Here is a 25323-nt window from a genome sequence, read left to right as displayed (position 1 = left end):
ATGAAAATGCGCAAAGAAGTGAGCATGCTGCCAGTTCGTAAGTCTCGCGTGCCTATTCGGTGCACGCATGAACCGATCAGTTTTCCGAATCGAAAGGTGCGCCGGGTACCGCCACGCGCACCGTGCGATTCCGAAATCTCTGGGCGCGGTCTGGCGGTCAGACTGGCCACATAGTTCATCGCATCGACGAGCTATCTGACCTCAGGAGACGATCATGGCAAAAATTCTCTGCGTGCTGTATCCGGACCCCGTTACTGGCTATCCGCCGAAATATGCACGCGACAGCATTCCCGAAATCAAGGGCTACCCGAACGGGCAAACCGTGCCGTCGCCGGAAGGCCCGCTTGGTTTCAAACCGGGCGAACTGCTCGGCTGCGTGTCGGGTGAACTCGGCCTGCGCAAGTATCTGGAAAGCAACGGCCACGAACTGATCGTGACGAGCGACAAGGACGGCGTCGATTCCACATTCGATCGTCATCTGCCTGACGCGGACATCGTGATTTCGCAGCCGTTCTGGCCGGCTTATCTGAGCGCCGAGCGTATCGCGAAGGCGAAGAAGCTCAAGCTTGCCGTGACCGCCGGCATCGGCTCGGACCACGTCGATCTGAAGGCCGCTGCTGCGCATGGCGTGACCGTCGCGGAAGTGACGTTCTCGAACAGTATCAGCGTGTCCGAACACGTCGTGATGATGACGCTGGCACTGGTGCGCAACTACCTGCCGTCGCACCAGTTCGCGCAGAACGGCGGCTGGAACATCGCCGATTGCGTGAGCCACAGCTACGACGTCGAAGGCATGCACTTCGGCACGCTCGCGGCAGGCCGTATCGGTCTCGCCGTGCTGCGCCGGATGAAGCCGTTCGACGTGCATCTGCATTACTACGATCCGCACCGTCTGTCGCCGGAGATCGAGAAAGAGCTGAACGTCACGTATCACGAAACGCCGCAATCGCTGGTCAAGGTGTGCGACATCATCAACCTGCAGATGCCGCTGTACCCGTCGACCGAACACCTGTTCGACGACAAGATGTTCGACCTCGTCAAACGCGGCAGCTACCTGATCAACACTGCGCGCGGCAAGCTGTGCGATCGCGATGCGGTAGTGCGTGCGCTGGAATCGGGCAAGCTCGCCGGTTATGCCGGCGACGTGTGGTATCCGCAACCGGCACCGGTCGATCACCCGTGGCGCCGCATGCCGTATGAAGGGATGACGCCGCATACGTCCGGTACGTCGTTGTCGGCGCAACATCGCTACGCGGCCGGCACGCACGAAATCCTGCAATGCTTCTTCGGCAAGAAGCCGATCCGTCCGGAATATCTGATTGTCGATGGCGGCAATCTGGCAGGTACGGGTGCAGGTTCGTACAAGCTCGATTGATTCGGCTGAACCGGGTCGCGGCGGAGGCCGCGCCTGGCGTTTTATCCGGCGTCGATTCGGAAATCGCCTGCGGGCATTTCGGACGGCGCCGCTTTCGTTTGCCTGTGCGCCATGCGACTCTATGTCGGCCGGTTCGGGCTTATGGGGAACGGCTGGCGCAGGGGAGAGCGGCACGCGGGGTGTCCCTGCGCCGGTATCGATGGAGTCCGAACCGGCGCCTTTGCGCCGCGGCGAAGTTGCGTGCCGAAGTTACTGCCGCGCGGTGCGCAGATTGTCCGGCATCGGCGAGTTGTAGTTGGTGCGGAACGGATTGATATCGAGCCCGCCGCGCCGCGTGTAGCGCGCGTAGATCGCGAGCTTCACCGGCTGGCAAGCCTTCAGGATATCGATAAACATCTTCTCGACGCACTGCTCGTGAAAGCCCGTATGCGTGCGGTACGAGATGATGTAGCGCAGCAGCGCGGCCTGATCGATCTGCGGGCCGACGTAATGAATCTGCACGCTGCCCCAATCCGGTTGCCCGGTCACCGGGCAGTTCGATTTCAGCAGATTCGAGTACAAGGTTTCTTCGACCGGCGCTTCATTGGTTGCTGCTTTCAGCAGTGATGCATCGGGCGCATAGACGTCGGTGTCCAGATCGAGCCGGTCGAGCGACAAACCTTCGAATTCCTCGAGCCCGAGCTTGCCGAAATCCATCGGCGCGGTGAGGTGCACCGACACGGTCGCGCCGCAACACGCCGACACGTCGCGCTTGATCGTATCGCGCACGGCATCGATGGAATCGAAGCGCGTCTGCGCGAACGAGCCGAGATAAAGCTTGAACGATTTCGACTCGACGATATTCGGCGAATCGGCCGGCACGTAGAACGTCGCGATCGCGATCTGCGGTTTGCCCCGCGGCGTGAGCCACGACAACTCATACGCGTTCCAGATGTCGGTGCCGAAGAACGGCAACTGCGCGACGATGCCGATCTGCTCGCGCGCATTGCGCCGCGCGATCGGAAACAGCAGCGTTGCGTCGTATTGCTCGGTATAAGCGGTGGCTTTGCCAAGCGGTGATTGGTCGGGTGTCATGTTGCGTTCACGATGCCACTGTCCACATGCCCGATCGCGGTAACGAAGCGGGCCGATTCGCAGTAGCGAAGCTGGTCGTCGAAGAAAAAGTCGGGCTCGAACTCGCGCAGAAACGCGCCTTTGTCGAGGCCGCCGAGGAACATCGCTTCGTCGATCTCGATGTTCCATGCCATCAGCGTGCGGATCGCGCGCTCGTGTGCCGGCGCCGAGCGCGCGGTGACGAGCGCGGTGCGAATGTGCATCGGTGCGGCGCCGTCCGCGAGTTTCTGCAGACGGTGCAGCGCTTCGAGCAGCGGTTTCAATGGGCCGTCGGCGAGCGGCAGGTTGCGGTTGTCGGTTTCGTGGCCGACGAAGGCCTGCAGGCCGTCTTTCTGGAACACGCGCTCGGCTTCGTCGGAAAACAGCACCGCGTCGCCGTCGAACGCGATGCGGATTTCGTTCGGATACGTGCTCGCCATGCGCGGCGATTCGGGTAGCACGCGTGCGGCGGGAAAGCCGGCGGCGAGCGCGTCGCGCACATCGTCGCGATTCGCCGATAAAAACAGCGACGCGTTCAGCGGATGCAGATAGCCGAACGGCGCGCGCCCACGCGTGAACACGCCGCGTTCGATCGCCAGACCATGCTCACGCGCCGAACTGAACGCGCGCAATCCGCTGATCGGATCGCTGCGCGACAGAATCACCACTTCGACGCGCCGCTCGCCAGCATTGAGCGCCAGCAGCTTGCGGATCAGCGGAAACGCGACGCCGGGTTTGGCCGGCACGTCGAGCCGCGAGCGCTGCAGCGCTTCATACGCTTGCAGGTCGCCTTGCTCGTACACGCGGTTCTCGTCCTCGAAGTCGAACAGCGCGCGCGATGAAATCGCTACTACCAGCTTGTCTTCGAGTGTGAAGGCCATGGTGCCGTGGTTTCCGCTTAGGTCTTTTAGCCGAGGAACAGCTTGTAGACCGGATTGGTGCTTTCTTCCCAGTACGGGTAGCCGAGCGTGTTGAGGAAGCGCGCGAATTCGCTGTCGTCGGAACGCGGCACCTGGACGCCGACCAGAATCGAGCTGTAGTCCGCGCCCTGATTCCGGTAGTGGAACAGGCTGATATTCCAGTCCGGCGCCATCGACGACAGGAATTTCATCAGCGCGCCCGGGCGCTCCGGAAACTCGAAGCGGAACAGCCGCTCATCGTGCGCGAGCGGCGAGCGGCCGCCGACCATATAGCGGATGTGCTGCTTCGACAGTTCGTCGCCGGTTAAATCGACCGTCGCGAAACCGTGCGCTTCCAGCGAGCCGGCGATTTTCGCGGATTCGTCGCGGCTCTTGATCTGCACGCCGACGAAGATATGCGCCGAGTTCGCGTCGGCGATCCGGTAATTGAACTCGGTGACGCTGCGCGTGCCGATCAGTTCGCAGAAGCGCTTGAAGCTGCCGCGCTCTTCCGGAATCGTGACCGCGAACACCGCTTCGCGCGCTTCGCCCACTTCGGCGCGCTCGGCGACGAAACGCATGCGGTCGAAGTTCATGTTCGCGCCGGAGGTGACCGCGACCAGCGTCTGGTTCTCGATGCCTTCGCGTTGCGCATATTGCTTTGCGCCCGCCACCGCCAGCGAGCCGGCCGGTTCGAGCACGCTGCGCGTATCCTGGAACACGTCCTTGATCGCGGCGCACAGCGCATCGGTATCGACGGTCAGCACTTCGTCCAGATATTCCTGGCACAGCCGGAAGGTCTCTTCGCCCACCAGTTTGACCGCGGTGCCGTCCGAAAACAGCCCGACTTCGTTCAACGTGACGCGCTTGCCGGCTTTCAGCGATTGCGCCATCGCGCAGGAATCGTCGGTTTGCACGCCGATCACCTTGATCTCCGGCCGCACCGCTTTCACATACGCGGCGATGCCGGCCGCGAGCCCGCCGCCGCCGATCGGCACGAAGATCGCGTGAATCGGGCCTTGATGCTGGCGCAGCAGTTCCATTGCGATCGTGCCCTGGCCGGCGATCACGTAAGGATCGTCGAACGGGTGCACGAAGGTCATATCGTGTTCTTCCTGCAGCTTCATCGCATGCGCGTACGCGTCGCTATACGATTCGCCGGACTGCACCACCTCGACCGTCGGCCCGCCGTGCGCGCGCACCGCGTCCACTTTCACTTGCGGCGTGGTGACCGGCACCACGATGATCGCCTTCACGCCGAGCTTGGCCGCCGACAGCGCGACGCCTTGCGCATGGTTGCCCGCCGACGCGGTGATCACGCCGCGCGACAGCGCGTCCGCTGGAATGTGCGCCATCTTGTTGTACGCGCCGCGCACCTTGAACGAGAACACCGGCTGGTTGTCTTCGCGCTTCAGGTAAATCGCATTGCGCAGCCGTGCGGACAGATTCCGCGCAGGTTCGAGTTCGGTCTCCCGGGCGACGTCGTAGACGCGCGCGGTGAGGATTTTCTTCAGGTAGTCGTGGGAAGCCATGCGATGGACACTCGATGCGCGATGCGGGACGGGAAAAGAGCGATTTTAGCGCCAACCGTCCGCGCGCTGGCCACTGGGCTTCGCCGGACGCGCAGAATCGGCCATGCAGCGGATGCGCGTCAAGCCGACCGTCCGGTTAGACAATTTGCGTCAGTTTGCTTCCTTTTGCTTCAATTTCGAAGTTTGCGGCGCTCGAACGATTCACCTCTAATAGGCAAAAATGCCCATTGCACCGTCACGGTAGCGTCAACGCGCACAAGGATGATGCGGTAGAATCGCGTTTTGGAGTAAGGATCGGCAGATGCACTGGCAGCCTCGGATCGCCCATTTGATGCCCGCCCCGCGTGAGTCCCGTCCCGCGGCGCAGCGGCACGTGCGGCACGCACGATCGTGTAGCGACATCTGAGCGCTGCGAAGCGGCCGGCGTGCATGCGTCCGCCGGTCAAGGCTTCGCCAAGAGAAGAATTCCCAGCATTGCGCCCCACGCGCATCGTCAGCCGGCGTCGCCTCATCTATCGATAGCAGCGCGGCCGGGCTGTCCCACCGAGTCGTCCATTATGAACGCACCTCAAGTTTTCGATCCGCACGGCGCCGCTCACGCGGTGGCTACCGATCCCGCTCCGCGCTTGCGCGAAATCCCTTACAACTACACGTCGTTTTCCGATCGCGAGATCGTGATCCGGCTGCTGGGCGCCGATGCCTGGGCCGCTCTCGACGAACTGCGCAACGAGCGCCGCACCGGCCGCTCGGCGCGCATGCTGTACGAAGTGCTCGGCGATATCTGGGTGGTGCGCCGCAACCCGTATCTGCAGGATGACCTGCTGGACAATCCGAAGCGCCGCGCGCTGCTGATCGAAGCGCTGAACCACCGTCTTGCCGAGATCGAAAAGCGCCGCCGCGCCGATTTGACCGCGCATCGCGATGACGCTGGCGTGGATCGCGCCGCACGGGTCGAAACGCTGGTTGCTGCGGCGCGCCGCGCGGTCGATGCGTTCGCGCAGGAGTTCGAGCAGGCCGCCGAGTTGCGCCGCCGTGCGATGCGCGAACTGGGCCGGCGTACGCAGAAGGACAACATCCGTTTCGATGGTCTGTCGCGCGTGTCGCACGTGACCGATGCGACCGACTGGCGTGTCGAGTATCCGTTTGTGGTGTTGACGCCGGATAGCGAGGCCGAGATCGCCGGCCTGATAAAGGCGTGCTTCGAACTCGGGCTGACCGTGATTCCGCGTGGCGGCGGCACGGGCTATACCGGCGGCGCAGTGCCGCTCACGCCGTTCTCCGCGGTGATCAATACCGAGAAGCTGGAGCAGCTTGGCGCGGTCGAACTGACCGATCTGCCCGGTCTCGAACGCAAAGTGCCGACGATTTTCTCCGGCGCCGGTGTGGTCACGCGGCGCGTGACCGAAGCCGCGGAGCAGGCGGGTTATGTGTTCGCGGTCGATCCGACCTCGCTCGACGCATCGTGCATCGGCGGCAACGTCGCGATGAACGCGGGCGGCAAGAAGGCGGTGCTGTGGGGCACCGCGCTGGATAACCTCGCCTGGTGGCGGATGGTCGATCCGGAAGGCAACTGGCTCGAAGTCACGCGGCTCGAGCACAACCTCGGCAAGATTCACGATATCCCGGTCGCGCGTTTCGAACTGAAGTGGTTCGACGGCGAATACGCGCCGGGCGAGAAGCTGCTGCGCACCGAAGCGCTCGACATCGAAGGGCGGCGCTTCCGCAAGGAAGGTCTCGGCAAGGACGTTACCGATAAATTCCTCGCGGGCCTGCCGGGCGTGCAGAAAGAAGGCTGCGATGGGCTGATCACGTCCGCGCGATGGGTGCTGCACAAGATGCCGGCGCATACGCGTACCGTCTGCCTCGAGTTCTTCGGCCAGGCGCGCGAGGCGATTCCGAGCATCGTCGAGATCAAGGACTATCTGTTCGAGACGTCGCGGCAGGGCGGTGCGATTCTCGCCGGCCTCGAGCATCTGGACGAGCGCTATCTGCGCGCGGTCGGTTACGCGACCAAGTCCAAGCGCAATGCTTTCCCGAAGATGGTGTTGATCGGCGATATCGTCGGCGACGATGCCGATGCGGTTGCCGCAGCAACGTCGGAAGTCGTGCGCATGGCCAACGGCAAGAGCGGCGAAGGCTTTGTTGCCGTTAGCGCGGAGGCGCGCAAGCGCTTCTGGCTCGACCGTAGCCGCACCGCGGCGATCGCCAAGCACACGAACGCGTTCAAGATCAACGAAGACGTCGTGATTCCGCTCAACCGGATGGGTGAATACACCGACGGTATCGAGCGCATCAACATCGAGTTGTCGATCAAGAACAAGCTGCAACTGGTCGATGCGCTCGAGGCGTTCTTCCGCGCCGGCAAGCTGCCGCTCGGCAAGAGCGACGACGCCAACGAGATTCCGAGCGCCGAGCTGCTCGAAGACCGCGTGCAGCACGCGCTCGATCTGCTCAAGCAGGTGCGCGCACGCTGGGAGTTCCTGCGCGACCGGCTCGACCTGTCGCTGCGCGAGGCGCAGCACTATCTGGTCGGGCTTGGCTACGCGGGGCTCGCGGAGAAATTCGCGGATCGCGTCGACGAGCAGCCGGGCGTGACCGTATTCCACGTCGCGCAAGACCGCACGGTGCGCGTGTCGTGGAAGCAGGAGATTCGCGCCGAATTGCGGCAGATCTTCAACGGCGGCGAGTTCAAGCCGATCCTCGAAGAAGCGCAGGCAATTCACAAACGGGTCTTGCGCGGCCGCGTGTTTGTCGCGTTGCATATGCACGCGGGCGATGGCAACGTGCACACCAACATCCCCGTCAACTCCGATAACTACGAGATGCTGCAGGACGCGCACACCGCGGTGGCGCGCATCATGCGCCTCGCGCGTTCGCTCGATGGCGTGATTTCCGGCGAGCACGGTATCGGCATCACGAAGCTCGAGTTTCTTACCGAAGACGAGCTCGCCGAGTTCCGCGCCTACAAGCAGCGCGTCGATCCGCATGGCCGCTTCAATGCCGGCAAGCTGCTCGAAGGCGCCGATCTGCGCAACGCGTACACGCCGAGCTTCGGCTTGATGGGCTACGAATCGCTGATCATGCAGCAGTCCGATATCGGCGCGATTGCCGATTCGGTGAAGGACTGTCTGCGCTGCGGCAAGTGCAAGCCGGTGTGCGCGACCCACGTGCCGCGCGCGAACCTGCTGTACAGCCCGCGCAACAAGATTCTGGCTACTTCGCTGCTGGTCGAAGCGTTCCTGTACGAAGAGCAGACGCGCCGCGGCGTGTCGATCAAGCATTGGGACGAATTCAACGACGTCGCCGATCACTGCACGGTGTGCCACAAGTGCGCAACGCCGTGCCCGGTGAACATCGACTTCGGCGACGTCACGATGAACATGCGCAACCTGCTGCGCAAGATGGGCAAGAAGAAGTTCAACGCGGGCAACGCGGCCGGCATGTTCTTCCTGAACGCGACCAATCCGCAGACCATCAACCTCGCGCGCACCGCGATGATGGGCGTCGGCTACAAGGCGCAGCGCTTCGGCAACGACGTGCTGAAGAAGTTTGCGAGGAAGCAGACCGCGCATCCGCCTGCGACCACCGGCAAGCCGCCGGTCGTCGAGCAGGTGATCCACTTCATGAACAAGAAGATGCCGGGCAACCTGCCGAAGAAGACGGCGCGCGCACTGCTCGACATCGAAGACAACAAGATCGTGCCGATCATCCGCAATCCGAAGACGACCAGCGTCGATTCGGAAGCGGTGTTCTACTTCCCGGGCTGCGGCTCCGAGCGGTTGTTCTCGCAGGTCGGTCTCGCGACCCAGGCGATGTTGTGGGAAGCGGGCGTGCAGACCGTGCTGCCGCCGGGCTACCTGTGCTGCGGATATCCGCAGCGCGGCTCCGGCCAGTACGACAAGGCCGAAAAGATCGTCACCGATAACCGCGTGCTGTTCCACCGCATGGCCAATACGCTGAACTATCTGGACATCAAGACGGTGGTCGTGTCGTGCGGCACCTGTTACGACCAGCTGGCCGGTTATGAATTCGACAAGATCTTTCCGGGCTGCCGGATCATCGATATCCACGAGTTTCTGCTGGAGAAGGACATCAAGCTCGACGGCGTGACGGGTACGCGCTACATGTACCACGACCCGTGCCATACGCCGATCAAGACGATGGATCCGGTCAAGCTGGTCAATCAGCTGATGGGTTCCGAAAAAGACGGCTACAAGATCGAGAAGAACGACCGGTGCTGCGGCGAGTCGGGCACGCTGGCGGTGACGCGGCCGGACGTGTCGACCCAGGTGCGCTTTCGCAAGGAAGAGGAAATCCGCAAGGGCGCGGCGAAGCTGCGCGGCATTCCGCTGGTTGGCGAGGCCGGTTCCAACGCGATCAACATGGCCAATGCAGCGGCTGGTGCAGCGGGCGCTGCGCCCGGTTCGGTGCTGAAGGCAGGCGACGGTCCGCAGCCTGGCGGCAGCGCAAACGGTGCAGCAAACGGTGCTGCAAGCGGCGGCAACCCGGACGTGAAAATCCTGACCAGCTGCCCGTCCTGCCTGCAAGGCCTGTCCCGTTACAACGAAGACGCGAACATCGAAGCGGACTATATCGTCGTCGAAATCGCTCGCTATCTGCTCGGCGAGAACTGGATGGCCGATTACGTCCAGCGCGCGAACAATGGCGGAATCGAGCGCGTGCTGGTCTAATGGCACGATAAACGGTTTCGCTCGAGGGCGACGATGGAATGCATCTTCTGCCGCGAGGCTGGCGGCGATCTACTGTGGCAAGACGACACGCTGCGTGTCGTTCTTGCCGATGAACACGACTATCCCGGTTTTTGCCGGGTTATCTGGAACGGACACGTCGCGGAGTTTTCGGATCTTTCCGACACCGACCGCGATCGTGTGATGCACGCCGTCAACGCGGTGGAGCGCGCCATCCGGCGTGTGCTGAAACCGGTCAAGGTGAATCTGGCCAGTCTGGGCAACCAGGTGCCGCACGTGCACTGGCATGTGATCCCCCGCTTCTCCAACGACGCGCATTTCCCGTTGCCGGTCTGGGCGCCGCGCCAACGCACGGTGTCCGAGGCGATGCTGTCGCAGCGCCGTGCGCAGGCCACGCTGCTGCGCGACGCAGTGCGCGGCGAAATCGAACAAGCTCTGTCCTGAGGTCATCATGAGTGGACTCACTCCCGACACGCCGGTCCCGACCGGCGTCGTCGTGCACGCGGTATCGCGTGTGCTGGAACTGCAGTATGCGAACGGCCAGTCGTACCGGGTGCCGTTCGAATTGATGCGGGTGTACTCGCCGTCCGCCGAGGTGCGCGGCCACGGTCCCGGCCAGGAGACGCTGCAAACCGGCAAGCGCGAGGTGACGATCACGGCGCTCGAAGGCGTCGGCAATTACGCGCTGCAGCCCACTTTCTCCGATGGCCATGCAACCGGCATCTATTCGTGGGACCTGCTGTACGACCTGGCCACGCGCCAGGACACGCTGTGGCGCGAGTATCTCGACCAGCTGGCGGCGGCGGGCGTCGACCGCGATGCGCCAATGGTCGCTGCGAGTCCGGCGCACGGTGGCCACTGTCACTGATACGATGCGCCCTGACCACGCCGCGCCGCGGCGCAACAAACTTCAGAACAACGCGAAAGGACTAGCGCGATGAGCAAAACCCACTTCGGCTATCAGACAGTCGACGAACAGGACAAAGCGAAGAAGGTGGCCGGCGTATTCCACTCGGTCGCCTCCAACTACGACCTGATGAACGATCTGATGTCGGGCGGGCTGCACCGCGCATGGAAGGCCTTCACGATCGCGCAGGCGGCGGTGCGGCCGGGCTTCAAGGTGCTGGATCTGGCGGGCGGCACCGGCGATCTGTCGAAGGCATTCGCGAAGCAGGCGGGCCCGAGCGGCGAGGTGTGGCACACCGACATCAACGAATCGATGCTGCGCGTGGGCCGCGACCGCCTGATCGACAAAGGCGTGATCACGCCTGCGTTATTGTGCGACGCAGAAAAAATCCCGTTTCCGGACAACTACTTCGACGTGGTGACGGTGGCCTTCGGCCTGCGCAACATGACGCACAAGGATGCGGCGCTGGCCGACATGCGCCGCGTGCTGAAGCCGGGCGGGCGCCTGCTGGTGCTGGAATTCTCGAAGGTGTGGGACCCGCTGAAGAAAGCGTATGACGTTTACTCGTTCAAGGTGCTGCCGTGGCTCGGCGAGCGCTTTGCGAAGGATGCGGAGAGCTACCGCTACCTGGCTGAATCGATCCGCATGCATCCGGACCAGGAAACTTTAAAAACGATGATGGAACAAGCTGGCCTCGACGGCGTCAAATATTACAATCTGTCAGCTGGCGTGGTAGCCTTGCATACCGGGACGAAGTATTAGCGTCCCTAACCTCTCGGTTTTAAAGGAAGTGTCGAAAATGTCCGATTCCAGACTGTTAGCGCATCGTAATAATTCGAGGCCTTGGGCGAGGAAAATCGGACTGATCGCAATGGTCGGTTTGATCGCCGCAAGCACGCTTGCTTCGTTCGATGCCGATGCAAGACGAATGGGCGGCGGCCGCAGCTTTGGCCGGCAAGCCGATCAATCGTCAATGATGCAGCGGAGCACGCCGCCCGCACAACCGTCACCGGGCCAGCAGCCCGGACAAGCCGCTCAGGCGCAACGCGCGCAGCCGCAACCCGCACCTGGCGCTGCAGCCGCAGCACAACCCAACCGCTCGCGCTGGCTCGGGCCGATCGCCGGCCTCGCGGCCGGTCTTGGCATCGCAGCGCTGCTGTCGCACTTCGGTCTCGGCGAGGCCTTCGCCGGCATGATGTCCAATCTGATCATCATCGCGCTGATCGCGTTCGTGGCGATCTGGCTGATCCGCAAGTTCATGGGCCGCAAGCGCGAGACGGGTGCACCGGCCTACGCCGGCCGCGCGCCGACGCTCAATGCCGGTGGCAGCGGCTATACACAGGAGCCGAGCTACACGCCGCCGCCGGCCGGTTCTTATCTCGACTCGCAGGGCAACGCGCTCGCCATGCCGCAGCTCGACAGCGGCGCGCCGCCCGCGGTGCCGGCCGGCTTCGATACCGAAGCGTTCCTGCGTAACGCGAAGGTCTATTTCGTGCGCCTGCAGGCCGCGTGGGATGCCGGCAACATGCCCGACATCCGCGAGTTCACCACGCCCGAGATGTTTGCCGAAGTGAAGATCGACCTCGACGCGCGTGGCGGCCAGCAGAATCAGACCGACGTCGTGCAGTTGAATGCCGAACTGCTGGCGGTCGAAGATCGTGTCGACGAGTACCTGGCCAGCGTGCGCTTCTCGGGCTTGATCCGCGAGAGCGTCGGCGGCACGGCCGAGCCGTTCGTCGAAATCTGGAACCTGACGAAACGCGTCAAGGCGGGCGAAGGCTGGCTGCTGGCGGGCATCCAGCAGGTCACGCACCACTGAGCTCACATTGAGAATTGGCCGTTCGGCATAGCAGGCCAGAAAGAGATCGGACGTTACAATAGGAACCCGCGCAGGCACCTCGCCGGCGCGGGTTTTTCTTTCCAACTCCCGATGACCCTTGCCGCCAAGCCCTTTGCTGCTGCCGTCAACCATCTGCTTGCCCGTGAATCGTGGGCTCGCGAGCGCCTCGCACCGTATGCCGGCAAGATCGCCCGGCTATCGTGTTCTCCCGTCGAGATGATGCTGCTGGTCCAGCCGGACGGCTATCTGGCCGCTGTCGACGAAAGTGCGGCGCAGCAGGTGGACGTCACCGTATCGGTACCGGCCGACGCGTTGCCCGCATTCGTGCAGGGCGGCCAGGCCGCGGTGATGAAGCACGTGAAGATCGAAGGCGACGCGGAGTTCGCCACGCTGATCGCGAAGCTCGCCGGACACCTGCGCTGGGAGCCGGAGGAAGACCTCGCGAAGTTGATCGGCGATGGTCCCGCGTGGCGTATCGCGTCGTTTGCGCGTACCACCAGCGAACATGCGCGTCGTACCGGGCGCAATCTGCTGGAGTCGGTTGCCGAGTATCTGCTGGATGAAAACCCGCAACTCGTGCGGCGTGCAGCGCTCGACGGCTTCAACGCCGAGCTGGCGCGCGCCCGCGATACGCTCGCGCGCGTCGAAAAGCGCGTCGAGCGCCTTGAACAGAAGGTCGAAGCCCGCGGCAATGCCGCTCCGGGCGCCGCCGCCACATCGCGCGGCACGCGCTAGTCAACGGGCTCAACCATGCGTTTTCTGCGTTTCCTCAAGATTGCTTTTACCGTCATTCGTTTCGGCCTTGACGAGATGATGCTCAGCCGCATCAACGATCGTCGCGTGCGGTTCCTGCTGCGTATCACCACGATCGGCCGCAAGTACGACCAGCCGCCCGGCGTGCGGTTGCGGCTCGCGCTCGAAAGTCTCGGGCCGATCTTCGTCAAGTTCGGTCAGGTGCTGTCGACGCGTCGCGACCTGCTGCGCCCCGACATCGCAAGCGAGCTCGCCAAGCTGCAGGACCAGGTGCCGCCGTTCGACTCGGACGTCGCGATCTCGATTATCGAAAAATCGCTCGGCGCGCCGGTCGATGCGCTGTTCGACGACTTCGAACGTGTGCCGGTGGCGAGTGCTTCGATTGCGCAGGTGCACTTTGCGACCGTGAAGGCCGGGCAGCATGTGGGCAAGTCGGTGGCGATCAAGGTGCTGCGGCCGAACATGCTGCCGGTGATCGACTCTGACCTCGCACTGCTGCGCGATATCGCCGTGTGGGCCGAACGGCTGTGGGCCGACGGCAAACGGCTGAAGCCGCGCGAAGTGGTCGGTGAATTCGACAAATACCTGCATGACGAACTCGACCTGATGCGCGAGGCGGCCAACGGCAGCCAGCTGCGGCGCAACTTCGCCGGGCTCGATCTGTTGCTGGTGCCCGAGATGTATTGGGAGTTCTGCACGCCGAGCGTGCTGGTGATGCAGCGGATGGTCGGTGTGCCGATCAGCCAGGTCGAGACGCTGCGTGCGGCGGGTGTCGACATTCCGAAGCTGGCGCGCGAAGGCGTCGAGATTTTCTTTACGCAGGTGTTCCGCGACGGCTTCTTTCACGCGGACATGCACCCTGGCAATATCCAGGTGAGCCTCGATCCGAAGCACTTCGGCCGCTATATCGCGCTCGACTTTGGCATCGTCGGCGCGCTGTCCGACTTCGACAAGAACTACCTCGCGCAGAACTTCCTCGCGTTCTTCAAGCGCGACTATCACCGCGTCGCGACGCTGCACCTCGAGTCGGGCTGGGTGCCGCCGAATACGCGCGTCGAGGAACTGGAAAGCGCGATTCGCGCGGTCTGCGAGCCGTATTTCGACCGCGCGCTGAAAGACATCTCGCTCGGCCAGGTGCTGATGCGGCTGTTCTCTACATCACGCCGCTTCAACGTCGAGATCCAGCCGCAGCTCGTGCTGCTGCAAAAAACCATGCTCAATGTCGAAGGCCTCGGCCGCTCGCTCGATCCGGAGCTGGACCTGTGGAAGACCGCCAAGCCGTATCTCGAACGCTGGATGAACGAGCAGATCGGTCTGCGCGGCTGGTACGAGCGCTTCAAGATCGAAGCGCCGCAGTGGAGCAAGACGCTGCCGCAGCTGCCGCGCCTCGTGCACCACGTGCTGGCGCAGCGACACGATACGCAGCGCAATATCAACGACGAAACGGTTCGTCAGATCTTGATCGAGCAGAAGCGCACCAACCGGTTGTTGCAGGGGTTGTTGATGTTCGGCGTGGCGGTTGGTGTCGGCGCGGTGCTGGCGCGTGCGTGGCTTGCTTTGGCGTACGGCGGCTGACGGGGTGGAACGGCTGGCGGCCGATTGATGTGCCGCACACAGCGTCGCCCGCACCACCGCAACGCCCACCCCGTCTTGATTCCCGCCGCGCCCGCCCATACCTGCCGGGCCGCGGCGGTTGCACCGCGCATCACCCCGAAATCGGGGAGTCGACATTGTTTGCGGCTATAATTCAAGGCTTTGCAAGCGTTTCCAGGTTTTTCTGTAGGGATTAAGGCCATGCCGATTTACGCTTATCGTTGCGAGTCGTGCGGCTTCGGGAAAGACGTGCTCCAGAAAATGAGCGACGCCCCGTTGACGCAATGTCCGAAGTGCGGTGCCGATAGCTTCCGCAAGCAGGTCACCGCCGCGGGCTTCCAGCTGAAAGGTTCGGGCTGGTATGTCACGGATTTCCGTGGCGGCAATTCGTCGAAGGCGCCGACCTCGTCGGATGCCGACGGCAAGAGCGGCGCGTCCGCCGAAGCCGGCAAGACAGACGGCGCGACATCCGACAGCGCGAAGCCGGATAGCAGCAAGTCCGACAGCAGCAAGTCCGACGCAGGCGCGCCGGCCAGCGGCTCGGCTTCTTCCAGCGCGGCGGCCGCCCCTTCCGCATCCGCAGCAGCGCCGGCCTCGTCCGGCGGCGCAAGCGGCACTTAAAGTCCCGCCGCCACAAGGCGGCAGACACCCCGCGCGAGGCGACGTCCGCGCGGACCTCTGGCGGTGCAAATGACGACGAAAAAGACGACGCTCAAATCGGTGTTTCTGACCGGCCTGCTGGTGCTGGTGCCGCTTGCCATCACACTGTGGGTGCTCGGCCTGATCATCGGCACGATGGACCAGACCTTGCTGTTGCTGCCGTCCGCGTGGCAGCCGGAGCGTCTGTTCGGCTTCCGTCTGCCGGGCCTCGGCGCGGTGCTGACGCTAGCTTTCATTTTCATCGTCGGTTTATTGACGCAGAATTTCATCGGGCAGAAGCTCGTCAGCTGGTGGGAACTGATCGTCGCGCGCATCCCGGTGGTCGGGCCGCTGTACACCAGCGTGAAGCAGGTGTCCGACACGCTGCTGTCGTCGAGCGGCAATGCGTTCCGCAAGGCGCTGCTGGTCGAATACCCGCGCCGCGGCTCGTACACGATCGGTTTTCTGACCGGCATTCCGGGCGGCGACGTAGTGAATCACCTGAAGGAAGAGTTTGTGAGCGTGTATGTGCCGACCACGCCGAACCCGACCTCCGGCTTCTTCCTGATGGTGCCGAGAAGCGAAGTAATCGAGCTCGACATGTCGGTCGACGCTGCGCTCAAGTACATCGTCTCGATGGGCGTGGTGGCGCCGTCCGCGCCGCCGCCGGCGGCTACGGTGCGCCGCACGACCGTCGAGCCTCCGCTGTAATGCCGGTGCGCGCCGCCCATGCGGCGCGCACCGTTCAACCATGCAAAACGAAAGACAAACATCATGTCGATGAGATCTGAATACTGCGGTCTGGTGACCGAACAACTGCTCGGGCAGAGCGTGTCGCTATGCGGCTGGGTGCAGCGGCGCCGCGACCACGGCGGCGTCATCTTCATCGACCTGCGCGACCGCGAAGGCCTCGTTCAGGTCGTTTGCGATCCGGATCGCGCGGAAATGTTCAAGACCGCCGAAGACGTGCGCAACGAGTTCTGCGTGCAGATCAAGGGCGTGGTGCGCAACCGTCCGGAAGGCACCACCAATGCCGGCCTGAAGAGCGGCAAGATCGAAGTGCTGTGCCACGAGCTGAACGTGCTGAACGCGTCGGTCACGCCGCCGTTCCAGCTCGACGACGACAACCTGTCGGAAACCACGCGCCTCACGCACCGTGTGCTCGACCTGCGCCGTCCGCAGATGCAGCACAACCTGCGTCTGCGCTACCGCGTCGCGATGGAAGTGCGCAAGTATCTCGATGCGCAAGGCTTCATCGACATCGAAACGCCGATGCTGACCAAGAGCACGCCGGAAGGCGCGCGCGATTACCTGGTGCCGTCGCGCACCAACGCGGGCCAGTTCTTCGCGCTGCCGCAGTCGCCGCAGCTGTTCAAGCAGCTGCTGATGGTGGCGAACTTCGACCGCTATTACCAGATCGTCAAATGCTTCCGCGACGAAGACCTGCGCGCAGACCGTCAGCCGGAATTCACGCAGATCGACTGCGAGACGTCGTTCCTGACCGAGCAGGAAATTCGCGACCTGTTCGAAGCGATGATCCGCCACGTGTTCCAGGAAACCATCGGCGTCGCGCTCGACGAGCAGTTCCCGGTCATGCAGTACTCGGAAGCGATGCGTCGTTTCGGTTCGGACAAGCCCGACCTGCGCGTCAAGCTCGAGTTCACCGATCTCACCGATGCAGTGAAGGACGTCGACTTCAAGGTGTTCAGCACGCCGGCCAACACGAAGGACGGCCGGGTTGCAGCGTTGCGCGTGCCGAAGGGTGGCGAGCTGACGCGCGGCGATATCGACAGCTACACCGAGTTCGTGCGTATCTACGGCGCGAAGGGTCTGGCGTGGATCAAGGTCAACGAAGTGGCGAAGGGCCGTGACGGCCTGCAAAGCCCGATCGTCAAGAACCTGCACGACGCGGCGGTGGCGGCGATCATCGAGCGCACTGGCGCGCAAGACGGCGACATCATTTTCTTCGCGGCGGATCGTGCGAAGGTGGTCAACGACAGCCTGGGCGCGCTGCGCCTGAAGATCGGCCACTCGGAATTCGGCAAGGCCAACGGTCTGGTCGAATCGGGCTGGAAGCCGCTGTGGGTGATCGACTTCCCGATGTTCGAATACGACGAAGAGGAAAACCGCTACGTCGCCGCGCACCATCCGTTCACCAGCCCGAAGAACGAGCACCTCGAGTATCTGGAAACGGATCCGGGCCGTTGCCTCGCGAAGGCTTACGACATGGTGCTGAACGGCTGGGAAATCGGTGGCGGTTCGGTGCGTATCTATCAGGAAGACGTGCAGAGCAAGGTGTTCCGCGCGCTGAAGATCAACGCGGAAGAAGCGCGTGCCAAGTTCGGCTTCCTGCTCGACGCGCTGCAGTACGGCGCGCCGCCGCACGGTGGTATTGCGTTCGGTCTCGACCGCATCGTCACGATGATGGCGCGTGCCGATTCGATCCGCGACGTGATCGCGTTCCCGAAGACGCAGCGTGCGCAGGATCTGCTGACGCAAGCGCCGAGCGAAGTCGACGAGCGTCAACTGCGCGAACTGCATATCCGTCTGCGCCAGGCTGAACCGAAGGCGTAAGCAGCGGGATACGACGCAGAGTCAGGTTTCGAGAGGCCGCCGCGCAACGGCGGCCCTTGAAACCACGCAACAAAAAAGGCGCTGATGCGCCTTTTTTGCTTTTTGCGTTACTCTCGGTCATACCGCACACCAACCTTACGTCTTGTCGACGACTTCGACTGCTCACCATGCCGAAACCGCCGAAGATCCCTGAATCCGTACTGGTCGTGATCCACACGCCCGAACTCGACGTACTGCTGATCGAGCGAGCCGACCGGCCGGGGCTATGGCAATCGGTCACCGGCGCGCGCGATTACGTCGACGAGCCGTTCCCGCAAACCGCAGCACGCGAAGTCGGCGAGGAAACCGGCATCGTGGTCGGCTCGGCGGAAGCGCCGCGCGACGGGCTGATTGACTGGCAGCATCAGATCCAGTTCGAGATTTTTCCGGAATGGCGTCATCGTTACGCTGAAGGCGTGACCACCAACACCGAGCACTGGTTCAGCCTGCAGGTCGCGCGCCGTCTCGAAGTGACGCTGGCGCCGCGCGAGCACACTGCGCACCTATGGCTGCCGTACGAAGAGGCGGCCGCGCGCTGCTTCTCATGGTCGAACCGCGACGCGATCCTGCAACTCCCTGAGCGGCTGAATGAGCGGCTGAATGAGCGAACGAAGAGGCCTCTGCGATGAGCGGCGGCCAGCGCCGTTTTTCGCAACTCGGGCCAGGACTGCTGCTCGGCCGACGCTACTGGTCGCGCTATCGCTTCACGACCGGCAACGACGTGCGGCTGTTCGCTTCCGGCGCCGAATACTTTGGTGCGCTAGTCGAACGCATCGACGCCGCGGTGCATGTGGTCACGCTGGAAACCTACATCTTCGCCGACGATGAAGCTGGCCACGCAGTGTCCGCTGCACTGATGCGCGCGGTAGCGCGCGGCGTGCGCGTGCGCGTGATCACCGACGGCATCGGCACCGAGCGCTTGCCGATGTTTCAGGAGTGGCTTGCGGCCGGCATCGAGCATCGCGTCTATAACCCGCATCTGTTCGGCCGCTTCGGTTTCTCGCGCACGCATCGCAAGCTCGCCGTGGTCGACGACGAGTACGCGTACTGCGGCGGCATCAACATCGTCGACGACTACGCTCAGAACGGCACACGGCTGACGTATCCGCGCTGGGATTTCGCGGTCGAGCTGAACGGGCCAGTGGTCGCGGACGTACGCGTCGCGTTCGATCTGCAGTGGCGGCGCATCCGCATCGGACATCGGCCGAAATCCGCACCCGACGCGACCGGCGCGACCGCCCAGGGCACCACCGACCAGTTCGTGCGCGCGCGGCGCCGCACCCGTACCGGCGACATGCGCGCGGTCGGCGAGCCGAGCGTGGCGTTCGTCGCGCGCGACAACATCGTCAATCGCCGCGCGATCGAGAAGTCGTATCTGACCGCGATCGGCCAGGCGCGCTCCGAAGTGCTGCTGGCCAACCCGTATTTCATGCCCGGCCGCAAGCTGCGTCGCGCGCTGATTTACGCGGCGCGGCGCGGCGTCGACGTGCGCCTGTTGATCGGCAGGAAAGAATTCCCACTGCTCGACTACGCGGTGCCGTTCCTGTACCGCTCGCTGTTGCGGGCCGGCGTGAAGATCTCCGAATACGAAAAGACGATGCTGCACGGCAAGGTCGCGGTGGTCGATTCGAACTGGGGCACCGTCGGTTCGTCGAATCTCGACGCATTGAGCCTCGTGCTGAACAACGAGGCGAACGTGCTGCTGGTGCTCGACCCGGAACTGGACCGCCTGCGCGACGGCATTCTGGCCGCCTTTGCCGAGTCCCGCGCGATCGATCTCGCGCGCTACGAAGCGCGGCCGCGCGGCGAGCAACTGCTCAACTGGTTCGCCTATCAGGGCTACCGGGCGCTGATGAAGCTGCTGACCGTCGGCGGCTACGACTGATGCACCATGCACGGCGCGGGCTAGCCGGCACGCGACAGCCGCAAGAAACGCAAGCGGTTGCCGAACCAGCTTAGGCGCACAAACTACCCATCCTGAATATCATAAGAAAGCCACGTCGAAAACACCGACAAATAGCGACAAATGATTCTAAAAATTCCGCATCGCATGCGGGTCGGATGACGCAAAATTGAAACCTGGTTAGAAACCCGTTTCTAATAAAGTCCTTGTCTCGCGGACGGCTGCCTCCAATAATCGTACGGCCGTTCGATTTTCGTTAAATCAAATCAGACGGTAAAAGCTATGCGAAAAGGCGAACAAACGCGAGCCGCGATTCTCGATGCCGCACTCGACCTGGCAAGCCGTGACGGACTGGAAGGTCTGACGATCGGCCTGCTGGCCGAACGCATGCAGATGAGCAAGAGTGGCGTGTTCGCGCATTTCGGGTCGCGCGAGGATTTGCAGGTCGAAGTCGTGCGCGAGTATCACCGTCGTTTCGAAGACGAGGTGTTCTTCCCGAGCTTGCGCGAGCCGCGCGGCTTGCCGCGTCTGCGCTCGATGATTTCGCGCTGGATTGAGAAGCGCATCCAGGAAGTGACCACGGGGTGCATCTACATCAGCGGAGCGGTGGAGTACGACGACCGCGCCGACAATCCGGTCCGCGAACAGCTGGTATCGAGCGTCACGATGTGGCGCGCGGCGTTGACGCGGGCCATCTCGCAGGCGATCGCAGAAGGGCATTTGCGCACGGATACGGATCCGCAGCTGATGCTGTTCGAACTGTATAGCTTCACATTGGGTCTGCATCATGACGCACGGTTTCTGCATTTGCCGGATGCTGTGCGTCTGACGTGGGCCGCGTTGGAAAAGCTGATCGTTTCGTATCAAAGCGAGGGCGCAAGCCGCTAGCAGTGCGGGTCGAACGAAGGCAGCGCGACGTGCGCGTGGCCGGTGCGGCCCGCACGCGACGCCGGCGGCTGGGCTCGCGCCAAACACCACTGGATTGGAGAGACTCATGGGACAGTACGCCGCGCCGTTGCGCGACATGCAATTCGTGTTGCACGAGCTGCTTAACGTCGAAGCCGAACTCAAGCAGATGCCGAAGCACGCCGAGCTCGACGCCGACACGATCAACCAGGTGCTCGAAGAGGCCGGCAAGTTCTGTTCCGAAGTGCTGTTTCCGCTGAACCAGCCCGGCGACCAGCAAGGCTGCAAGTACGAAGGCGACGGCGTGGTCACCACGCCGCAGGGGTTCAAGGAGGCGTACCGGCAGTACGTCGAGGCGGGCTGGCCCGCGCTTGGCTGCGATCCGGACTTTGGCGGCCAGGGGCTGCCGGCGTTCGTCAACAACGCGCTCTATGAAATGCTGAACTCGGCGAGCCAGGCGTGGACCATGTATCCGGGGCTGTCGCACGGCGCGTATGAATGCCTGCACGCGCACGGCACGCCGGAGCTGCAGCAAACCTATCTGCCGAAGCTCGTATCGGGCGTGTGGACCGGCACGATGTGTCTGACCGAAGCGCATTGCGGCACCGACCTCGGCATCTTGCGCACGAAGGCCGAGCCGAACGGCGACGGCTCGTACGCGATCAGCGGCACCAAGATCTTCATTTCAAGCGGCGAGCATGACCTTGCCGAAAACATCGTGCACCTCGTGCTCGCGCGTCTGCCGGGTGCGCCGCAAGGCACCAAGGGCATTTCGCTGTTCGTCGTGCCGAAGTTGCTGCCCAACGAGGCCGGCGAGCCGGGCAAGCGCAACACGGTGAAATGCGGCTCGATCGAGCACAAGATGGGCATTCACGCGAACGCAACCTGCGTGATCAACTTCGACAACGCGAAGGGCTGGCTGGTCGGCGACGAGAACAAAGGCCTCAACGCGATGTTCGTGATGATGAACGCGGCGCGCCTGGGTGTCGGCATGCAGAGCCTCGGCTTGACCGAAGTTGCGTATCAGAACTCGCTCGCGTATGCGAAAGACCGTCTGCAGATGCGCTCGTTGAGCGGCCCGAAGGCGCCTGAAAAGGCCGCCGATCCGATCATCGTGCATCCGGACGTGCGCCGCATGCTGCTGACGCAGAAGGCCTACGCCGAAGGCGCGCGCGCATTCTCGTACTGGTCGGCGCTGCAGATCGACCGCGAGCTTTCGCATGCGGATGAGTCCGCCCGCAAGGAAGCCGCCGACCTCGTCGCGCTGCTCACGCCGATCCTGAAAGCGTTCCTGTCCGACAACGCGTTCGAAGGCACCAACCTTGCGATGCAGGTGTACGGCGGTCACGGCTTCATTGCCGAATGGGGCATGGAGCAATACGTGCGCGATGCGCGTATCAACATGATCTACGAAGGCACCAACTCGATCCAGTCGCTCGATCTGCTCGGCCGCAAGGTGCTCGGCGACATGGGCGCGAAGCTGAAGAAGTTCGGCAAGCTGGTGCAGGACTTCGTCGAAGCAGAGGGCGTGAAGCCCGAGATGCAGGAGTTCGTGAACCCGCTCGCGGATATCGGCGACAAGGTCCAGAAGCTGACGATGGAAATCGGCATGAAGGCGATGCAGAACCCCGACGAAGTCGGCGCCGCTGCGGTGCCGTATCTGCGCACGGTCGGGCATCTGGTGTTCTCGTACTTTTGGGCCCGCATGGCGCGCATCGCGCTCGACCACGAAGCGTCCGGCGATCCGTTCTACAAGTCGAAGCTCGCTACTGCACGCTTTTATTTCGCGAAGCTGCTGCCCGAAACTGCAGCAACGATCCGCGCCGCGCGCGCCGGTTCGAAGACGCTGATGGAAATCGACGAAGCGCTGTTCTGATCTGACGACGCGGCTGCTGCATGGCCGCGCAGCCGCACTGCCGCGCGATGCACAATCAATGCGCGACGTGCAACGCGCAACGCAGCGGCCCGCGGCCCGCAGCAGCCCGCAACGCAACGCAACGACACAACGACGCATCGCGCAACGGCGGCCACGATCCGCACACAGGATCACCGGATCCGAATCCGCCCGCGCAACATTGCACAACTCTCCGGAGAAACGACGTGAGCAATCTGATCATTCGCAAGGTAGCCGTGCTCGGCGCCGGCGTGATGGGCGCGCAGATCGCCGCGCACCTGGTGAACGCCAAGGTGCCGGTGCTGCTATTCGACTTGCCGGCGCGGGAAGGCCCGAAGAACGGCATCGCGCTGAAGGCGATCGAGAATCTGAAGAAGCTGTCGCCGGCGCCGTTCGGCGTGAAGGACGACGCGCAGTACATCCAGCCCGCGAATTACGACGACGACATCGCGAAGCTCGCCGAATGCGACGTGGTGATCGAAGCGATCGCCGAGCGGATGGACTGGAAGCACGACCTGTACAAGAAGGTGTCGCCGCATCTTGCGCCGCATGCGATTTTCGCGTCGAACACGTCGGGGCTGTCGATCACCGAGTTGTCGCAAGGCTTCGCCGACGAGCTGAAGGCGCGCTTTTGCGGCGTGCACTTCTTCAACCCGCCGCGCTACATGCATCTGGTCGAGCTGATCCCGACCGCCCATACGCGGCCCGAAATCCTCGACCAGCTCGAAACCTTCCTGACGAGCGCCGTCGGCAAGGGCGCGGTGCGCGCGAAGGACACACCGAACTTCATCGCGAACCGCGTCGGCATTTTCTCGATCCTCGCGGTAATCGCGGAGGCTGCAAAGTTCGGCCTGCGCTTCGATGAAGTCGACGACCTGACCGGCAGCCGCCTCGGCCGCGCGAAGTCGGCGACGTTCCGCACCGCGGACGTGGTCGGTCTCGACACGATGGCGCACGTGATCAAGACGATGCAGGACAACCTCGCCGACGATCCGTTTTTCCCGGTCTACGAGACGCCCGCGGTGCTTGCCGCACTGGTGCAGAAGGGCGCGCTCGGCCAGAAGAGCGGCGCGGGTTTCTACCGCAAGGACGGCAAGACCATCAAGGTGCTCGACCCGCAGGCGGGCGATTACGTCGAAAGCGGCGCGAAGGCCGACGAGCTGATCGGCCGCATCCTGAAGCGTCCGGCCGCCGAGCGCCTGAAGCTGTTGCGCGAATCGGACCATAAACAGGCGCAGTTCCTGTGGTCGATCTTCCGCGACGTGTTCCACTACATCGCGGTGCACCTCGAATCGATCGCGGACAACGCGCGCGATCTCGATCTGGCCGTGCGCTGGGGTTTCGGCTGGAACGAAGGCCCGTTCGAAGGCTGGCAAGCCGCGGGCTGGAAGCAGGTCGCGCAATGGGTGCAGGAAGATATCGAAGCCGGCAAGGCGTTGTCGAAGGCGCCGCTGCCTGCGTGGGTGTTTGACGGCGCGGTCGCCGAGAAGGGCGGCGTGCACACCGCCGAAGGCTCGTGGTCGCCGGCGGCAAAACGCTTCGTGCCGCGCTCGTCGCTGCCGGTGTACGACAAGCAGGTGTTCCGTGCGCCGCTGGTCGGCGAAACGGGCCGCGATCCGAAGACGTATGGCAAGACGCTGTTCGAAACCGATGCAGTGCGCGCATGGGTCGACGACCGTGCCGGTGAAAGCGACGTGCTGATCGTATCGTTCAAGACCAAGCTGAACACGATCGGACCGTCGGTGATCGAAGGCCTCGAGCAGGCCATCGAGCTCGCCGAAAAAGAATACAAGGGTGTCGTCGTGTGGCAGCCGACTTCGCTGACGCTCGGCACGCCGGGCGGCCCGTTCTCGGCGGGCGCGAACCTCGAAGAAGCGATGCCGGCCTTCATGATGGGCGGCGCGAAAGGCATCGAGCCGTTCGTGAAGAAATTCCAGCAGGGCATGCTGCGCGTCAAGTACGCGAACGTGCCGGTGGTCGCAGCGGTGTCGGGCATTGCGCTCGGCGGCGGCTGCGAGCTGGTGCTGCAGAGCGCGAAACGGGTGGCGCACGTCGAGAGCTACTTGGGTCTGGTCGAAGTCGGCGTCGGCCTGGTGCCGGCCGGCGGCGGCCTGAAAGAAGCCGCGTTGCGCGCCGCCGAGGCCGCCAGCGCGGTGGGCGCCACCAGCGATCTGCTGAAGTTCGTGCAGAAGTCGTTCGAGAACGCGGCGATGGCGAAAGTTTCCGGCTCCGCGCTCGAAGCCCGTGCGATGGGTTACCTGAAGCCGTCCGACACGATCGTGTTCAACGTGTTCGAGTTGCTCGATACCGCGAAGAAGGAAGTGCGCGCGCTGGCAGCCGCGGGCTACCGCCCGCCGCTGCGCGTCACGCAGGTGCCGGTCGCGGGCCGCTCGGCGATCTCGACGATCAAGTCGTCGCTCGTCAACATGCGCGACGGCCGCTTCATCAGCGAACACGACTATCTGATCGCGAGCCGCATCGCCGAAGCCGTGTGCGGCGGCGACGTCGAAGCGGGCAGTCTCGTCGATGAAGAATGGCTGCTCACGCTCGAGCGCCGCGCGTTCGTCGAACTGCTCGGCACGGCAAAGACGCAGGAACGGATCATGGGCATGCTGCAAACCGGCAAGCCGGTGCGCAACTAAAGCGGCGCGACCACAGGAGCATATGA

Annotated in this window: 19 protein-coding genes; 16 read left to right on the top strand and 3 right to left on the bottom strand. The window is 63.4% G+C overall.

Annotated features, from left to right (window positions below; all coding sequences use genetic code 11):
- Window positions 1–214: 214 nt before the first annotated feature.
- Window positions 215–1375: an NAD-dependent formate dehydrogenase gene (locus tag ACYVNQ_RS23990; RefSeq protein ID WP_460905227.1), complete on the top strand. Its 1161-nt coding sequence runs from the start codon at window positions 215–217 to the stop codon at window positions 1373–1375.
- Window positions 1376–1624: 249 nt separating this feature from the next.
- Here the strand turns inward: ACYVNQ_RS23990 and queF are convergent, their stop codons facing one another.
- Genes queF through ilvA form a run of 3 tightly spaced genes read right to left on the bottom strand, consistent with a single transcriptional unit; the run spans window position 1625 to window position 4898 of the window.
- Window positions 1625–2449, bottom strand: coding sequence for an NADPH-dependent 7-cyano-7-deazaguanine reductase QueF (gene queF, locus ACYVNQ_RS23985; protein ID WP_460905225.1), 825 nt, complete (start codon window positions 2447–2449; stop codon window positions 1625–1627).
- Window positions 2446–3348 carry a 5'-nucleotidase gene (locus tag ACYVNQ_RS23980; protein WP_460905223.1) on the bottom strand — a complete coding sequence of 301 codons (903 nt, stop codon included), beginning with the start codon at window positions 3346–3348 and terminating at the stop codon, window positions 2446–2448. The genes queF and ACYVNQ_RS23980 overlap by 4 nt, the downstream gene beginning before the upstream one ends.
- 26 nt (window positions 3349–3374) lie before the next feature.
- Window positions 3375–4898, bottom strand: a complete 1524-nt coding sequence (ilvA, locus tag ACYVNQ_RS23975; RefSeq protein ID WP_460905221.1) for a threonine ammonia-lyase, biosynthetic — start codon at window positions 4896–4898, stop codon at window positions 3375–3377.
- 557 nt (window positions 4899–5455) lie between these two features.
- Here ilvA and ACYVNQ_RS23970 point away from each other — a divergent pair.
- The 15 genes from ACYVNQ_RS23970 to ACYVNQ_RS23900 all read left to right on the top strand — a co-directional run bounded on the left by ACYVNQ_RS23970 (window position 5456) and on the right by ACYVNQ_RS23900 (window position 25297).
- On the top strand, window positions 5456–9589 hold the full coding sequence (locus ACYVNQ_RS23970; RefSeq protein WP_460905219.1) for a DUF3683 domain-containing protein: 4134 nt from the start codon (window positions 5456–5458) through the stop codon (window positions 9587–9589).
- Between the two features lie 33 nt (window positions 9590–9622).
- Complete coding sequence (locus tag ACYVNQ_RS23965) at window positions 9623–10051, top strand: HIT family protein (protein WP_460905217.1); 429 nt, start codon at window positions 9623–9625, stop codon at window positions 10049–10051.
- Window positions 10052–10058: 7 nt separating this feature from the next.
- Window positions 10059–10475, top strand: coding sequence for a gamma-butyrobetaine hydroxylase family protein (locus tag ACYVNQ_RS23960; protein WP_460905215.1), 417 nt, complete (start codon window positions 10059–10061; stop codon window positions 10473–10475).
- Between the two features lie 69 nt (window positions 10476–10544).
- Entirely contained in the window at window positions 10545–11276 is a 732-nt protein-coding gene (gene ubiE / locus ACYVNQ_RS23955; protein ID WP_460905213.1) for a bifunctional demethylmenaquinone methyltransferase/2-methoxy-6-polyprenyl-1,4-benzoquinol methylase UbiE, read from the top strand.
- A 37-nt stretch (window positions 11277–11313) separates the two neighbouring features.
- The gene (locus ACYVNQ_RS23950) at window positions 11314–12333 is read left to right on the top strand and encodes a Tim44 domain-containing protein (protein ID WP_460905211.1); all 1020 of its coding nucleotides are present in this window, start codon (window positions 11314–11316) and stop codon (window positions 12331–12333) included.
- Between the two features lie 111 nt (window positions 12334–12444).
- Window positions 12445–13089 carry a ubiquinone biosynthesis accessory factor UbiJ gene (locus ACYVNQ_RS23945; protein WP_460905209.1) on the top strand — a complete coding sequence of 215 codons (645 nt, stop codon included), beginning with the start codon at window positions 12445–12447 and terminating at the stop codon, window positions 13087–13089.
- A 15-nt stretch (window positions 13090–13104) separates the two neighbouring features.
- Window positions 13105–14682, top strand: coding sequence for a ubiquinone biosynthesis regulatory protein kinase UbiB (ubiB, locus tag ACYVNQ_RS23940; protein WP_460905208.1), 1578 nt, complete (start codon window positions 13105–13107; stop codon window positions 14680–14682).
- A gap of 219 nt (window positions 14683–14901) precedes the next feature.
- Entirely contained in the window at window positions 14902–15321 is a 420-nt protein-coding gene (locus ACYVNQ_RS23935; protein WP_460905207.1) for an FmdB family zinc ribbon protein, read from the top strand.
- A gap of 69 nt (window positions 15322–15390) precedes the next feature.
- Window positions 15391–16050, top strand: coding sequence for a DUF502 domain-containing protein (locus ACYVNQ_RS23930; protein WP_460905206.1), 660 nt, complete (start codon window positions 15391–15393; stop codon window positions 16048–16050).
- Between the two features lie 63 nt (window positions 16051–16113).
- On the top strand, window positions 16114–17913 hold the full coding sequence (gene aspS, locus ACYVNQ_RS23925; protein WP_460905205.1) for an aspartate--tRNA ligase: 1800 nt from the start codon (window positions 16114–16116) through the stop codon (window positions 17911–17913).
- 167 nt (window positions 17914–18080) lie between these two features.
- Window positions 18081–18581 carry a dihydroneopterin triphosphate diphosphatase gene (gene nudB / locus ACYVNQ_RS23920; protein ID WP_460905204.1) on the top strand — a complete coding sequence of 167 codons (501 nt, stop codon included), beginning with the start codon at window positions 18081–18083 and terminating at the stop codon, window positions 18579–18581.
- Window positions 18578–19837, top strand: a complete 1260-nt coding sequence (clsB, locus tag ACYVNQ_RS23915; RefSeq protein WP_460905203.1) for a cardiolipin synthase ClsB — start codon at window positions 18578–18580, stop codon at window positions 19835–19837. Before nudB ends, clsB begins: the two co-directional genes overlap by 4 nt.
- 300 nt (window positions 19838–20137) lie before the next feature.
- Entirely contained in the window at window positions 20138–20743 is a 606-nt protein-coding gene (locus ACYVNQ_RS23910; protein ID WP_460905202.1) for a TetR/AcrR family transcriptional regulator, read from the top strand.
- Window positions 20744–20849: 106 nt separating this feature from the next.
- Window positions 20850–22637: an acyl-CoA dehydrogenase C-terminal domain-containing protein gene (locus ACYVNQ_RS23905; RefSeq protein WP_460905201.1), complete on the top strand. Its 1788-nt coding sequence runs from the start codon at window positions 20850–20852 to the stop codon at window positions 22635–22637.
- A 224-nt stretch (window positions 22638–22861) separates the two neighbouring features.
- Window positions 22862–25297 (top strand): 3-hydroxyacyl-CoA dehydrogenase/enoyl-CoA hydratase family protein, encoded by a 2436-nt coding sequence (locus ACYVNQ_RS23900; protein ID WP_460905200.1) that lies wholly within the window; start codon window positions 22862–22864, stop codon window positions 25295–25297.
- The last annotated feature ends 26 nt before the right edge of the window (window positions 25298–25323 follow it).

The sequence above is a fragment of the Paraburkholderia jirisanensis genome, from assembly GCF_054782355.1.
This window is presented reverse-complemented; position numbering and strand designations above follow the sequence as displayed.